Origin of the sequence: Vibrio spartinae, from assembly GCF_024347135.1 — a bacterium.
Classification (GTDB): Bacteria; Pseudomonadota; Gammaproteobacteria; order Enterobacterales; family Vibrionaceae; genus Vibrio; species Vibrio spartinae.
Genome location: NZ_AP024907.1, coordinates 173,701 through 188,809, shown reverse-complemented (window position 1 = coordinate 188,809; position 15,109 = coordinate 173,701). Strand labels below are relative to the sequence as shown.

7 protein-coding genes are annotated in these 15,109 nt (G+C 41.9%); all 7 read right to left on the bottom strand.

What is annotated here, in order from left to right; translation table 11 throughout:
• Positions 1-5: 5 nt before the first annotated feature.
• The 7 genes from OCU60_RS00785 to OCU60_RS00755 all read right to left on the bottom strand — a co-directional run bounded on the left by OCU60_RS00785 (position 6) and on the right by OCU60_RS00755 (position 14,605).
• Positions 6-3,062, bottom strand: coding sequence for an amino acid adenylation domain-containing protein (locus OCU60_RS00785; protein ID WP_074372316.1), 3,057 nt, complete (start codon positions 3,060-3,062; stop codon positions 6-8).
• On the bottom strand, positions 3,059-7,390 hold the full coding sequence (locus OCU60_RS00780) for a non-ribosomal peptide synthetase (protein WP_074372317.1): 4,332 nt from the start codon (positions 7,388-7,390) through the stop codon (positions 3,059-3,061). The genes OCU60_RS00785 and OCU60_RS00780 overlap by 4 nt, the downstream gene beginning before the upstream one ends.
• On the bottom strand, positions 7,383-9,119 hold the full coding sequence (locus OCU60_RS00775) for a non-ribosomal peptide synthetase (RefSeq protein ID WP_074372318.1): 1,737 nt from the start codon (positions 9,117-9,119) through the stop codon (positions 7,383-7,385). The genes OCU60_RS00780 and OCU60_RS00775 overlap by 8 nt, the downstream gene beginning before the upstream one ends.
• Positions 9,120-9,163: 44 nt before the next feature.
• On the bottom strand, positions 9,164-10,246 hold the full coding sequence (locus OCU60_RS00770; protein ID WP_074372319.1) for a hypothetical protein: 1,083 nt from the start codon (positions 10,244-10,246) through the stop codon (positions 9,164-9,166).
• Positions 10,247-10,381: 135 nt separating this feature from the next.
• Positions 10,382-11,944: an NAD(P)-binding domain-containing protein gene (locus OCU60_RS00765; protein ID WP_074372320.1), complete on the bottom strand. Its 1,563-nt coding sequence runs from the start codon at positions 11,942-11,944 to the stop codon at positions 10,382-10,384.
• Positions 11,945-11,955: 11 nt separating this feature from the next.
• Positions 11,956-12,852, bottom strand: a complete 897-nt coding sequence (locus tag OCU60_RS00760) for a TauD/TfdA family dioxygenase (RefSeq protein WP_261854735.1) — start codon at positions 12,850-12,852, stop codon at positions 11,956-11,958.
• Between the two features lie 151 nt (positions 12,853-13,003).
• Complete coding sequence (locus tag OCU60_RS00755) at positions 13,004-14,605, bottom strand: MBL fold metallo-hydrolase (protein WP_074372322.1); 1,602 nt, start codon at positions 14,603-14,605, stop codon at positions 13,004-13,006.
• Positions 14,606-15,109: the final 504 nt, after the last annotated feature.

The following is a 15,109-nucleotide window of genomic DNA, read 5'->3' as shown; positions in this document are numbered from 1 at the left end:
TGAAATCACTCATGTGCAGACTCATTCCGGACAGAGAACATGAAGTTTGCAGACAATGCTGAAAAACTGGTTTCAGGTTCCTCCAGAAAGCATGTAGTGATCTGTTCGAACCGATCTAATATTTCTGAAACTTTGTCTTCTGAGTACAAATTTCTGGCAAACACTAAATTCAAATAAATATCGTTATTTGCAGATTCAAAAATAAAACTCAAATCAAACAGGTTTGTTTCAACCTGAAGAGGCAACTTTTTCCATTGGATTGAAGCCTCTCCATGAAACGGTTCAAATTCGGGGTCAACAACCGTGACCCAGTACTGGATTGCAGCGGACGGAAATTCAGAAACCAACTCAATATATGGAATACAATCATGCCTTGCTGATTCAATCAGGCTTCGCTCACACGCACTGACCACATGACGCAGAGAACTCTGTTCAGTGATCACGTTGTTTAGCAAGAATGTCTCAGCGTATAAGCCAATTTGATGAAGATGTGCCTTCTGTTCACGGTTTGCCCGGACCGTCCCTAATCGCACCTGCTCACTGATGCTGTAACTCCGGATCACGAGTTGCACCAGAGATGTCAGCACCACAAAAAGGGTCTGTTTATTGTCAAATGCAAACTGTTGTATTGAGGCAACTAATCTATCATCCAGCTTTCGGGAGATCTGACCGCCATACCCGCTTGGGACCGATGTCTGCCCAGTACAGGCAGGCACGGTTGCCACTGCGCCATGGCTTAAAATCTGACGCCAATAGAGCCAAGCGTCCTCTCTTTCTGCATCCGTAACCATTTTAGGCTGATAGATACTCGCAACAGGTAATGCGCCCTCAACCGCTGCAGACTCGTCTCCATGACAATAACCCAAGTAAACTGACTCCAGCTCCTTCAGGAAAACATCATGTGACCAGCCGTCGTAGATGGTGTGATGCACTTTCATCACCAGGAAAATCTCGTCACCGGTATCAAAAATATCAACCGCAGAGAAAGAGTCATGTTCAATATCTAGCGGTTGTCTCAAGGCTTCTTCAACCCGCTGATGTACAATTTCAGCACACTCACCGGACAGATCGTACTGCCGGATCATGTTTGCTTCTCCGACCCTGAGGAGGACGTTTTCCCCCTCAAGCCTTAAGGATGTTCTCAATGATTCATGTTTGTTTAACAGCGTTGTCAGGGTTTTCAGCAAGAGTGCACAATCGATATTGCCTTGAAGCTGATAGGCGTAGCTGAGATCATAAATATCAGTCCGTTCGCTGCTCAAGCAGGCAAACCAAATGCTTGCCTGTGTATGGGTCGCTTTTGTCTTTTCGGTTTGCATATTCACTGCTGTTGCAGCCTCAGTCACGGGAACAAAGGAAACCATTTTCTCCGCCATTTTGGCTAAGGTTCGCAGCTCTAAAATATCTGAAAACTTCAGCGCATAACCGGAAAGTTCCGCGACCAGCCGAATGGCCAGAACGCTGGTGCCCCCCAACAGAAAGAAATCATCCTCCTGACTGACGGTTTCAACCTTCAACAGCTTCTTCCAATATGCCGCCAATATGGCTTCATGTTCTGTCAGCACCTTCGAACTACGTGTAGAATGATTCCGCAGTGTTTCAGTCGCCTGCGCTTTGAGCTGGTTCCTATCTATCTTGCCGTTCTGATTTTTAGGCAAACGGTCCATAAGCTCGATCTGAGCGGGGATCATATATCCGGGCAATGCTTCTTTTAATGCGTCTAACAGACTGGCTTCAGTCACGCCTGAATCCGCGACTAATACAATATAGGCATACAGTAGTTTAGACTGTGCTAACGCCACGACGACCACACAACACGATTCAACCCCCGGCTGCCGAAGAACAGTTTTTTCGATCTCTCCGATTTCGACCCGATACCCCTGTATCTTGATCTGCCGATCCTTGCGCCCATAGAAATCAAACTCACCGTCTGGGCGCCTTTTGATAAGATCCCCCGTCAGATAAATCACGCCAGCCTGATGATCCTGAACAAATTTCTCTTTCGTCAGTTTTTCCCGGTTCAAATAGCCGAGTCCGACGCCAATCCCCGAGATCCCCAATTCAAAGACATCCCGCTCGTTCTCGGCAACGTCGTAAAGATGAAAACGCATGTTGGCAATCGGGTGTCCGACCGTGGGCACCGATGAACCATTTTTCTCACATGGCACAATGGACTGGAAAATGGCACATTCGGTGGGACCATACACGTAGAACAACGCCTTATCATCGGCCCACTGCTCCACAATCTTTTCACCAAACATCTCTCCGCCGGTTACCACCGTTTTAATGGTTGGAAATTGCTCAGGCTGCAAATGAGTTAAGAAAGTCGACATAAAAAAGGTCGTATCCACCGCCTTGTCATGAATCAGTGTTTGAAGGCCGTCCAAATCATAACGCTGCTCATTGGTCGCGATCACAAGGGTGCTGCCACTCAACAGTGATGTAAAAATTTCCCACACCGAAACATCAAATCCAATCGAGGAGAACTGCAGAATTTTACTGTCACTCTCTATCGTCATATCAGCAATCGACTGCTCAATCACATTCAACAATGCCTGATGAGAAATAATGGCGCCTTTGGGACGGCCGGTACTGCCCGATGTATAAATGGCATAACAACTTGAACGGTCTGTTGTGGCTTTTTTACGCGACAGAGATGTGTCCTTTCCCTCTATTGCTTGGTCAAGACAGTCAAAAGGAATCCGGCTATCAATATTGGCTGCCAGACGTTTTTCTGTCAGTACAAACGCATCCGCCACATCATCCAGAATCTGATTCAGCCGGAGCAACGGCGTATTGGCATCCACCGGGATAAATGCCCGGCCCGATTGAATCACAGCCAGAATTGCAGCGATTAGTTCAATGCCTTTATCCAGATACAGATAGACATAATCACTACCGGGGGAACAGCGATGGAGCCGATGTCGATACAGATCTGCCAAGGTATACAATTCGGAGTAAGTCACCGCCTGATTCTGGTAGATGACCGCTATTTTCTGACAAGACCTAGCCGCAATACTTTCCAGAGACTGAAGTAAGCAACTTTGGCTAACTGAGTTCATAATAACGACACCGCGACCTGATTAGGGCTGACAATTTCATAAAGCTTTCGGGAAAACACTGCAATGAAATGTGCAATGCTTTCCTCGCGATACAGTGAAGAATCAAACAAAACATCCAGCACGATATCGTCCTGTTCAAAATTGATATAGAACCAAAAGTCATTTTGAGAAAACACGCGATCAGGAGTAAATGATTGTTTGATAAAATATTTTGAGCTCGGTATTTCTGGTCGATCCAACGACTCTAGCGTCAGGCCGACATCAAACAGCGGAAAACGCCCTTTAGACCACTTGATACCTTTGCCCGAGATAATCCGTTCGAACGGATACGCGCCATAGGCCATGCTGTCGGCAATGGTCTCAGATACAGCGTGAATGACCTGATCGGTTGTTGTATGCACCTCGATATCCATTGCGACTGGGATCGGATTTAAAAAGCAGCCGACTTCCTCGCTATTGAGCAAGCGGCGGATGTTATATGGAAAGCCAAACGACACCCGTGAAGACTGGGTTATGTCACTTAACATCAAAGCCAGAGCCGATGACAGCACGTTAAATTCGGTGGTTCGGTAACGCAAGGAAGCAGAAGCGACTACACGTCTTAAGCCGGTCAGGACATGATGACAAACACTGCCCGCCCCACTTTTTTGTTCTCTGGGAAAGTCTACAGGCAAGTTCAGCAGGTAAGATTCCTCCCCTGCAGGATTCTGCTCCCAGTACTGCTCGGCCTCACGGAGATACGTTGCATCGATTGCATGATGTTCACCGTGTGCCGCTAAATCACGGTGTTCCACTGCGCTGGCAGCAAAAACATGCCTTTCGATATCCGCGATGATTCTGTCAATGCTGAAAACATCCGCAATGGCATGATGAATTAACATAACGAAATATCGTTCTGTACCGTAGTGCAATAAATAAAACTGAAAGAGTTGGGTTGACAGAGATAAGCTGCTCTTGAATATTCGGTTGAGCGCGTCTTCCAGCGAACCTTCCTGAATCTCTAGTTCCTGATAAATCTGGTCGATATCAACGGTGACAGGCTTACTTGTGATCCTTCCTTTTTCAAACAGAAATGCAGAAGACAGAATGTCATGCTGACGGATAACCGCTTGACAAGCCAAACTCAGACAAGCTACCGGACATTCGCTATCAAGCTTCCAGTAATCCAGAATATTGAAGATTGATTTGTCCTGCTGGAGTAAGCTCGTTACCAGATAACGACAAGCCGAAGCGGAAGCGCTCCAGACATCACAGGCTGTTGAATGAGTCTGACGATTCTTTGTTGCCGCTTCATAAAGTGATAACCATTCCTTGAAGGTTGAATGCGTCATCAATTCTCTCAGTGGAATAGGATGAGCCAGTGATTCATTCAGATCCTTTGACAACTGGATGAAATCCAAACTCGATGCCCCCAAGTCATAAAGACTGGTAGTCTCACAGATTTCCACGTTGCCCAGCGTCTTGTGCCAGATTTGCTGAAGCTGATCCGCTGCCGAGAATGCAGCTGTTTGAACCAGCGAGTCCAGATAATCCTGTGCAATACGCTTTAAGGCTTTCCTATCTACTTTTCCATTTACCGACAACGGAATCTCAGCAATGTCAATGTAATGTGTAGGGACCATTCGGGCAGGGAGAAATGTCTTTAACCGCCCACGATTCAATAATTCGGTGTTCGTCCCCGACTCATACAGGCACAGCAACGTTCCAATATTGTCGTCTCCTTCAACATGAACCAGATAAAAACGATTCACTGCAAGTGTTTCGCCAACAACCCGCTCGACCTCTTCTAATTCAACGCCAGCTCCGGCTATTTTCACGAAATTATCAACCCGTCCGACAAAGCGCAATTCACCAGCCATATTACGGTACGCCAGGTCACCAGTCCGATACATTCTTTGTCCGTGGATCGGATGGGTGACAAATTTCTCTTCCGTTACCACCGGATTTCTCAAATATCCTTGCGCAAGCCCCGGACCACTAACACAAATTTCACCGACTTCATTGTCAAAACAAAGCCCCCACTTTGGATGAATAATATCAACCAAATGATGCGCAATACCTTTGCCAATCAGCACCTCATCATCTTCAGGACCAAACTGATAAACAGTACTCCAAACTGACGTTTCAGCCGGGCCATATTCGTTATAAACCTCGGTTTCCGGCAGACTCTTCTGATGATGGTGAATTAAAGATATGCTGAGATTATCTCCGCATAAAACAACCTGTCTGACTCCTTTCAGGCTACCGGAGTGGCTTTCTAACAAGGCTAAATAAATTGCAGGGACCATCATGAAATGGGTAACCTGATGATTTTTGATCAACCGGGCTAATGCGGCCACATCATTTCTGTCATTGTCAGGAAACAACACCAGCGACGCGCCAGACAGTAAGGTAGAAAAATAGTCGTTGACTGCAGAGTCATAAAACACGGATGGATACTGAAGAATGACATCACTGCTATCCAGACTATAGTAATGCTGACGGTAGAGCACTGTATAGGTTATGCCCTGATGAGGAACGACCACACCTTTCGGCATCCCCGTTGAGCCCGACGTAAAAATTGTATATGCAATGTCCTCTGGAGAATATGCCAGCGCCAGATTCTCAGAACTTTCATCAGACTCAAATAACGCCCGATCCGTGACAATGACTTCAGAGCAGGAGCCATTCAGCATTCCTTCAAATACCTGGCTAGTAATTACCAGATCCGGTTGAATAAGCTCAAGCTGTCTACGTAACCGCGCCTCTCCATCATACGGAGACAGCGGTACATACTGGGCTCGGGTTTTGAGAATACTGATGATAATCGGCAGTAACAGGGCACTACGTTCTACCAGAATACATATCGTTGCATGTGGCCGAATCTCAAAAGCATTAATTAATGTTCTCGCAATCTGATTCGCTTTCTGATTCAGCCAGTCAAACGTATAAATTTCCTGCTCAAACCGGATTGCCGGACACTGGTTATATTCTTGTACGACCTTTTCAAATTCACGGATGAGATGACTGGGCTGACGGTGAAATGACAACTGCTCTTTCGTCTTTTGATAAACGTCGTTATTTATTTTACTGATTGCAACATTGGTATCTGGGTGTAACAATGATTTCTCAATCAGCTGTTGAAAAGCCAGACACATTCCATGAAATCTTGATTCATTCTGGTAATGGTCAGCTCGCCCCTCCACTTTAATATTCAATGAAGAAGCCGTTCGGTTAGCTGAAATCACCAACGGAAAATCAGTTTTCTCATTGAAAGAACTTAGATATTCCAAAGCGCCGTATACCCCGGCACTTTCCGTAAATTCCAGCAGTGCAGAAGCCCGTGTTACATCGACTTCAGACTCAATAATCAGATCGAAAAGTGAGACTTTCCCGTTACTCAGTCCTTCATAGAAATCATCCTGGACCTGAGCAAGAAGAGCATCAAAATGCTGCTCAGGTTTCACATAACAACATGCGGGCAGATAACTTGAATATAATCCGACATCTGTGGACGCGTTCCAATAATTACGCTGGTCCAGACTTACATTCAGAATAAATTTCTCTTGATCAAAATGTCTGGCAAGAAAAATCTCAGTAAGCGCCAGCATCAGAATAAAAGGCGTAACTTCAGCAGATTCAACCACATGATTAAACCGATGCACTGCCGGCTCCCCAAGTTGAAACGCAAAAGAAAAAGCGGCATCGTCAGCCCGATCGATCTGTTTTTCTAGATTGACCAAGGTTAAGTCCGATTTATAGTTCGTTAGCTGCTCCCGCCAGTAACTGAGCTGTACCACTTTCTCCTCACTGTCATGCCAGGCAATAACTTCATTGGTGTAGGCCTGATAACGCGCGAGATCCGCCGATGCTGTGGACAGCCCTAGTTTACCTGACAGCTCTTTTTCAAGCTGAGCCTCAATATACGCAACAGAGCGTGCATCGCAAACAATGTGATGAATGGACAGAATAAACTGACAGCAGTCTTCTCCGGGCCAGACCGATACTTTGACCAGCTCACCCTGTTCTATATCTGCTCGGGTAAACGAATGCGACGACAATATTTCACTAACTTGTCTCTGCTCAACCGAAGGTGTATACCGATTGGCAAAACACACTTCCACAACATCATTTGTGCATCTGAATCGTGCACCCAGCATCGGCAAATCAGAAATGACTTTCTGAATAGATTTACTTAGCCGTTCCACAGTACAATCATGTACCTGATAAAGCTGACTGATTTTATATAAATCACACTTCTCAGCATTTTCAAGAAACATGTTGTACAGCACAGCCTGCTGAGGATGTGCCTTCTGCCATGGTGTGTAAGAGCCATAAACGTCATGCATCTGATACAGCTCCAATCAACTCTTTTAACGACTGCTTCGATGTAAGGAGGTCTCTGATCTTGATCTCAATGCCGAATTGCTTCTTCATCTCAGCTCTCAACTTCAGTGCCACTAAACTGGCACCGCCTAACTCCCTGAAGGATTTTGAATGGTCAAAATGATCGATACCCAGAATGGTTTTAACCAATTGTTCCCGGGGATCATCATGAGATATAGGAACAGCTGATTTTTGCTCACTCAGAAAATGGGCATAAGTCGCGATCATTTCTTTAATTGCCACTTTTCCATTTTCATTGTAAGTAAAATTATCCAGACGAATGGCCCGATATCTGACAGAAGGAGGGATGACATTTGTAAACACAGGAACTTGCCTTGCTTTTGCAGAGTCAGCAAGAATATAAAATACGAGTAAGTCAGTATTTAAGACCGCCTTTATATCACCGGAAAGCTTAGCAATACGGACACGACCTACAAGGTGATTGTCCTTTAAGATATGATTCTCGATTTCCGAAAGACTTAACCTGACACCGGATATTTTGACCTGATCGTCCCGTCGCCCTTCGAAAACAACGTCACCATTGGAATCAATATATCCGAAATCGCCAGACTGATAAGCCACAGTCCCAGAGTCACAAGTGATAAAGCTGCTGTTATCATGATTCAGATACCGGCACATACCGATCCCGCGAATATAAATTTCACCGACCTCACCGTATGACATGGGCTGCATGTCCTCATCAAGAATTTCAATGACTGTACCGCTGAAAGGTTTGCCAATCGGCAAGCTGTTCAGATTGTGATAATTTTCCTGATCGATAACATAGTGAGTCGCAAGCATGGTTGTTTCAGTCGGACCATAGATATTCGCAACCACATCAGCATCAAAGCAGGACAGTGTTTGCATCAGCACATCTTTCGTTAAAACATCTCCGCCCAGAAACAGATATTTTAGTTTTACCTTTTCTTCAAAGTCAGAAAATTCACAAAGCGCCTGAATGAAGGAAGGCACTTGATTAATAAAGTTGACGTTGTATTGCTTGATGGTATTCAGATAACCGGAGATTTCATTCAGATATACGTGTCGTGGAGTGATGATAGTACCACCACAATATAGTGTGGAAAGTGTCACGAAAAGAGAGATGTCGAATGAAACACTGCAGCACCAGAGTGTCTTCAGGTAACAGTCGAACCCCAAATCTCTGGTTGTATTGGCAATACGCTGGCTGATGTTTTCAGCACTGACAAACACAGGTTTTTTCTTACCTGTACTGCCGGATGTGAAATAAAGAAATCCCCCCGATTCAATACCCGTTTCAGGTAAATCGTTCGTCTCTGCTCCCAAAACGAGTTGCTCGAGTGTTATACCCAGATCAGATGCAAATAATGTGTCTGAAAAAGAAAGTTCAGAGTCATTCATCAAGGCTTTCTGAGTATCCGCGTTGAAATTTGTTACCTCAATCGGATAAACAACGGCTCGTACCTTTAACAGCGCCAGCATACAGATCAAGCTATTATTTGTTCGTCCAGCGACGAGGGGCACAATATTCCCCGCTCGGATCCCTTTATCTCTAATCAGTTGAGACGCCAGCTGTTCAGACTGCGCTTCCAGTAAGGTATAAGATACAGACCCTAAATCACCATTCAAAGCTAGCTTATCTGGTGTTCTCTCCGCATTGTCTTTGAGCTTTTCAAGCACAGTACTGAACTGTGACAGTGAATTACATTCCATTGTGCCACCTTCAAAATCCAATTTAAGGTCGATTTTTCCGCGTATTAACTAATACATGGACAGCCTGCTGATTTCACACGTCTCAGGGACTTTTTCTCTTTAATTTCACCGGCAATTATGACTTCGTCTGACGTATAGACGACAGTGTCCGGACAAATAATATCGATGTGATATTGGGTCCACGGCGTTAAGCCCAGCCCCCAGTGGACAGTACCATTGCTACCGCCATAACATTCATTGGGTGAACGGTTTCCTTTCTGAAAATAGATATCCTGATTGGTCCCAAAGCCAATCTCCCAAATAATTCTGTAGCGCGAGTCAATATCAAATAACTTCTCTAACATCACAATCGCGGGATGGTTTACGATATCACTACGTAATGAAGTAATTATGCCGTTCTCGACGGTCGCAATAATCGGTATTTCATAAAGCGATTCTAATGCATCAAAAATTCTATTCTGGTCTTCTCTTAAAAAAGACACGGAGCCATTGTTAACAATGGGATACCCACGAAAAGCAATTTCGCCCTGTATATTTAACCGTTTTTCCGCATTGTAGTTTCCATGGAACAGTGGCAATACGCTGATTTCACCAGACGGCACAAATTGCTGCTCTCCCCAGCTGAGACGGCCCAATTGTTCAAACCAGCAATATTCATCACTGTCATGAAGAAAGACGGCTTCGCAACCATTCTTTTTATCAACAAACTGGATGTGGTCAGATTCTTCGACATGATCAAAGAAGTGATCCGCCCAAGCTTTTTGAGCATCAGGATCTGTCAATTCCATTTTTTCTAAGAAATAATTTATATCTTCTAAAAATATTTCTGTTGAGTTACAAGGCATTGAAATAATTTTACACTTCTCTGCAATTTTCTCTGCCGGTGGAGAAGAGAATAAAGCATGAGGAGAAATGACAAGGAAATGGGTTTGACGCGCTAATTTTTGATGATCCAAAATGTCATGAAAGCTTTCTGGAGTATCGCAAGCTATTATTTTTTTCGATAGATAGTCATTCTCCGTTGATATTTCAAATTTGTCGGAGAATTCACTATTCGTCAGTAGCACAAAATCACAGTTTTCAGACTCACCCAACTGCTTATATTTTTCTGGTCTTATTACAATCATAAATCCTCCATATGGTCCCCAGCAATGTGGGGACCATAACGGCTTTAACCGATCAGATTGCCCAAATATTGGCCATTCTTGTTACGGCTAATTTTCGCTTTTTTCTGTACGTTTGATTTTTTCATGATATTTTCCTTATGAACAATAGTTACCTAACGTTTCATGTCTCTTACCTTGAGACATATTTTTCCTTTCCAATGGCAAAACCATTTTCAAGAAATTTTTAAAAGGCGTTGTATACATTTCCTTATTCCATTCATTCTGCAAGTCTTCAGGAATATGGTATTCATCTACAATGGCACCATCCTTATAGACACGAAAAACCGGATGGATAAATGTACTGCTATCGCCATCATCCGGCATCCGGATAACATTAAATGGATCGGGATGCTCTTTCTTCCCATATTCAAAAGTTAATCGGATATGGTTTGATTTCTGATATGTATTTTCAATGAGATCTACCGGCATATCGACAACGTATTCAACACCTTTATCACTAATAAGCAGTACATCACTGATAAATCCTGGCTGCTGATATAGCGATGAATTACTATGAATTCGGTACATTATTTTTTCATAGGCAGATTCAAACGAGTTCATATTCTCACGATGAAATGCATTTTTTCCTTGCTTCATTTTTAATATTTCAGCTAATGCTTTCACGTTGTATCTGAATCCATGAATAAATCCAGAGAATGATTTATTATAATCACGCATATGCATTATTGTTCCAGCAAAAAACATACCATCAATATTTGATGACTCCCAATACTCTGTCATATTAGGATACTTTTTATTTTCAGTAAGTTGAGGAACTGCATCACCTTTAAATATACTATTATCAAAATAAAAACCGATACATGAAATAATTTCGTCAACAACCACCTGCCAATTCTGTCCATTCGCATGAGTATAGGAAAAATCAACAATATACTTGTCTTTATCTTTAGTAATGCTTGTCACTTCAGCATCAAGAATAGTGTTCTGTGACTTTAACTGATATGTATCCAATATATTGTTATTGACTGCTCTCAAATGCCCAACATAATGTGTTTTCCATGCCATCTTTACTGGCGCCGGGCTTAATAGATGTATAACAGACGCTGTTTCAATTAAATTATCAGCCGTTTCAAAAGCAGAGTTACCTTTCCCTAAAATTAAAACAGACTTATTTTTATAATCATCAGGGTTAATTGAGGCTTCAGTATAAGACTTCACATATTCACTACCTCGAAAGCAAGGTTTTTTTTCTTTTGACAGTCCAGTTGCGATAATTAGATTTTCACATGTATAAACATTACCATCAGCATCACTTAACGAAAAGCATTCACTTTTTTCAATGGATACAATTTCGGTATGGTAAGCGACATTAATCCCAAACTTTTCTTTAAAATCATTTAAATAATGAACCAAATCCTTTGCATCAGGGAAGTATTTTTCAGAATAATTTTTAAAAAGAAAACCTTCATCATTTAATAATGAATTCCAGTCCCAACGAAGATTAACCCCATCATCATGATAACCTGTATAAACCTTGTTAATAGAGATCAACTTACCATGTTTTGGTAAAGTTTTAAATGTATTCCCTGAACAATTACCTCTTTCCAGAATCAAATAGTCTTCATTTGATTTTTCGAAATAATAAGCGAGCTGCAATCCAGCGGGTCCAGCGCCAATAATGATATATTTATGATGCATAATAACATTCCTTATACAATGCGTCTGTCACACAGCTGGTTAAATTCTGAGGCTAAAGCACGTAGATCTCTGATAATATTAATTCTCTTTAACCATCGGCCATAATTATCATATTTTGCTGAAAACTGACGTCTACCGTGTACAGCCCTTCTGTTATCTATCAACATTATCTGTCCTTCAGTAAGACAAACGTCAATGAGAGATTGGTTCACGACCAACTTGAATTGTTCCAGAGCCATTGCAGCATCTTCATTTCCATCAAACACTGCCATATAAGGCAGATCTGCACGCATGAAAGGCCATTCCCGATTTCCGTATAAAACTGATATCGGGGTATCTGCATACTTAGCTTCAGCACTCATACAGTACTTTTTAATATCAATATCCCAGTGGTTACTCTTATTTTCTTTGACGTGATGTGATGTATCTGGCGCAATGCAAAAAGACCTGCTAAACAGAATATCAAGTATTTTCTCATCTAACTGACGGACAATTTCATCGACATGACATAATGATGTCGCCGCTTGTTCCGAATTGCGATAACACATTAACGAAACATAATCAGCCGGTGTTGGATGGAAGGCTTCTTCCGTATGCCAATCCAATTCAACAGAACTACTTGACCCCAGCTGTTCATAAGCATCTCCTTGGATGGGTACCACATAACGCATGAAGCGGCCATTCTCTTGTGTTGACCACCCAAAAATTTCACCAAACAGACAGGAGATTAATGAATGGATCACTTCATAAGTAAACGTCTCAGAATGATGCCAATTACAGTCCCAAGTACTGGGTGTCTGAATATTTTCAATATCAAACGGAAGACCATGAATTAAGAATGCAGCATAACTGTGAGTCGTATTTTTAAAATCTAATACGGCCTCTCTCAAATTTCGGCTGAGTTCCATGGCATATACCGCACAGTCTCTGGCGAAAATATCAGTTTCAACTGAATCATGTTTTTCTATCAACTGATGACAAGCACGGTAGATGAACTCAAGGTCTTCAGTCGTTAACTGATATATCTTATACTTTTCCATACGCGTCACTAAATTAAAATCAAATTGAAATTTCTTCAGACCAATATAGCAGCTTGATCGACCTATCTTCCTGAAACATTTTTTCCTCTAAATGTTTATACTCCCTAACGATATAGTCATCGAAAGTTGCAGGCTTACCCGTTAAATATTCAAGCCATGGCTCAAGTCCCATCGCATAAACAAATACTGAATCAGGGTTAATCAATTGAATTAATTGTTCGGTCTCATTACCGTTACAGCCAATTAGTCGTCTATTTTTTGCGTATTCTGGTTGATAACCTTGATTTAAAATAGGTTCATATAGCCAAGTATATGGCGCACCTTCACACTCCATCCCAACAAACATCTTGCTAACTTTAAGCGAGTGCTTGAACAGATACTGATAAATTTCTTCTTGTATAAATTTCGAGTCCGATAATATAAGCAGTTGCTCAGAATCAGTTTCAATATAATAAGATGACTTTGCATCCACTCGAAGATCGCCATGCTCCCCCAAAAAAGGAATAGTATGCAGTTGAAAAGTACTTCCATGAATCTTCTCAAACGGGTCTACTTCGACCACATTTCCAAAACCGATTTGTTTAAGTATTTTTGCCAGTGATGGGTCTTCAATCATGTCGCCAGAACTTTTAGGAACAATTATCTGCCCGACTTTATGTCTGATTTGTAGCAAGGTTTCTATATTAAAGTGATCAGCATGCCCATGAGTGATCACAACATAATCGATATGAGTAGGTAAATCAGATAGCGAGTATGAATTCTTCCCATCTTTTTCAAAAGACTCATTCTGAATCCAAGGATCAATCAGTAATGATTCAGACGAAGTTTCAATCAATAACGTTGCATGACCAAAATAACGAATCTTTCCACCATCAGGCTCTGATAATGCTTTTTCTCTATACTCTGACGTAAAAAACTTTCTGAACTTCTGTTTCTCTTCATCAGTCAGATTCATTTCCTGGCACAGCTTGTTGAAATCGATCGGAGCTTGTCTTGACTCAAAAATTTTATCAAGTATTTTATCTTTAAAATCAATATCAATCAGAAACTGACTTTCATAACAGGTCAAGCGTGGTGTATTAAACACTGGTGGACGTTTGGTGTACTCCGTTTTTAATGTGAATAATACACTTTCACACCTATCAAATATTCCCTCAAATGCATTTTCAAAAAGACGGTATGAGCCACTCTGATTCCGAGCATAGAAAAGCTCTGTCCTACCTTTCAATTCGAAAGGAATTTCCTGATACAGAGGTTCTAAACTATCACCTCTGAATTGGAAAACTAAATCATCAAGCTTTTCTACAGCAGCAACTAATTGCTCTTGTTGCGACTCGAGTTGTTGGGTGCTATCTAGATACTGCTTCACACTGAGTACGTCATCAACAGATAACCTGACCGTACCTACTTTTCCACTGGAAATACCGCTATGAAATTCAGGGTATTTTAAAAATGATCTTAACTGCTTCCGATTCTTCCTCATAAAAAAAGAACGGGCGACCGGAGAAAGTAAATAGTGCCATGCATACCAATGCTCGACTAATGGCTCAATAACGACGTTATCTCTCAGATAAAAAAATACCTCACCTTCCGTCTCAAGGAAATTTTCTCGCCTCATCATCCCAACTAACTCGTTAATTTTATGGTTTCCTCAAGCTAAGCAAGAAAGTGACAAGACTGAAAAAGACAATCAACATTTCATGAAAACACTCAGAACAATAAGAAACCACAATAATTGAAATTAATTGCAATAAAACAAACATCAATGCAACAGATTGACAACAATACTCTCACAAAAAATCCCAAATTGTAATACAAGCAATGAAAAAAATAACAAAAATCACACTCCAGTTAACATTTGAGCATATTTTAACCAGATTATCTGTATTTCAAATAATCCATCGCTATCAAGTCTATTGATTGCGACGACATGGATGATGGATTTCCCGTTTGTCCAACATCCTTTCGTTTTTAAAGTATTGGGTAGCAAGATAGGGGGGAGTAGAACAAAGTATTAGTTCTTCACCAAATAGCATCAGACTACTAACTATATAAGCCAATAATATCTCTGCTTGGTGTTAAAATAGTTATCAAAAGATATGACGATGGCATGGTCGGCTTCATG

Coding starts and splice junctions, on each gene's coding strand:
- OCU60_RS00765 (WP_074372320.1), bottom strand. CDS start 11,944: ATGCATCATAAATATATCATTATTGGCGCTGGACCCGCTGGATTGCAG.
- OCU60_RS00760 (WP_261854735.1), bottom strand. CDS start 12,852: ATGGAACTCAGCCGAAATTTGAGAGAGGCCGTATTAGATTTTAAAAAT.
- OCU60_RS00785 (WP_074372316.1), bottom strand. CDS start 3,062: ATGAACTCAGTTAGCCAAAGTTGCTTACTTCAGTCTCTGGAAAGTATT.
- OCU60_RS00780 (WP_074372317.1), bottom strand. CDS start 7,390: ATGCATGACGTTTATGGCTCTTACACACCATGGCAGAAGGCACATCCT.
- OCU60_RS00770 (WP_074372319.1), bottom strand. CDS start 10,246: ATGATTGTAATAAGACCAGAAAAATATAAGCAGTTGGGTGAGTCTGAA.
- OCU60_RS00755 (WP_074372322.1), bottom strand. CDS start 14,605: ATGATGAGGCGAGAAAATTTCCTTGAGACGGAAGGTGAGGTATTTTTT.
- OCU60_RS00775 (WP_074372318.1), bottom strand. CDS start 9,119: ATGGAATGTAATTCACTGTCACAGTTCAGTACTGTGCTTGAAAAGCTC.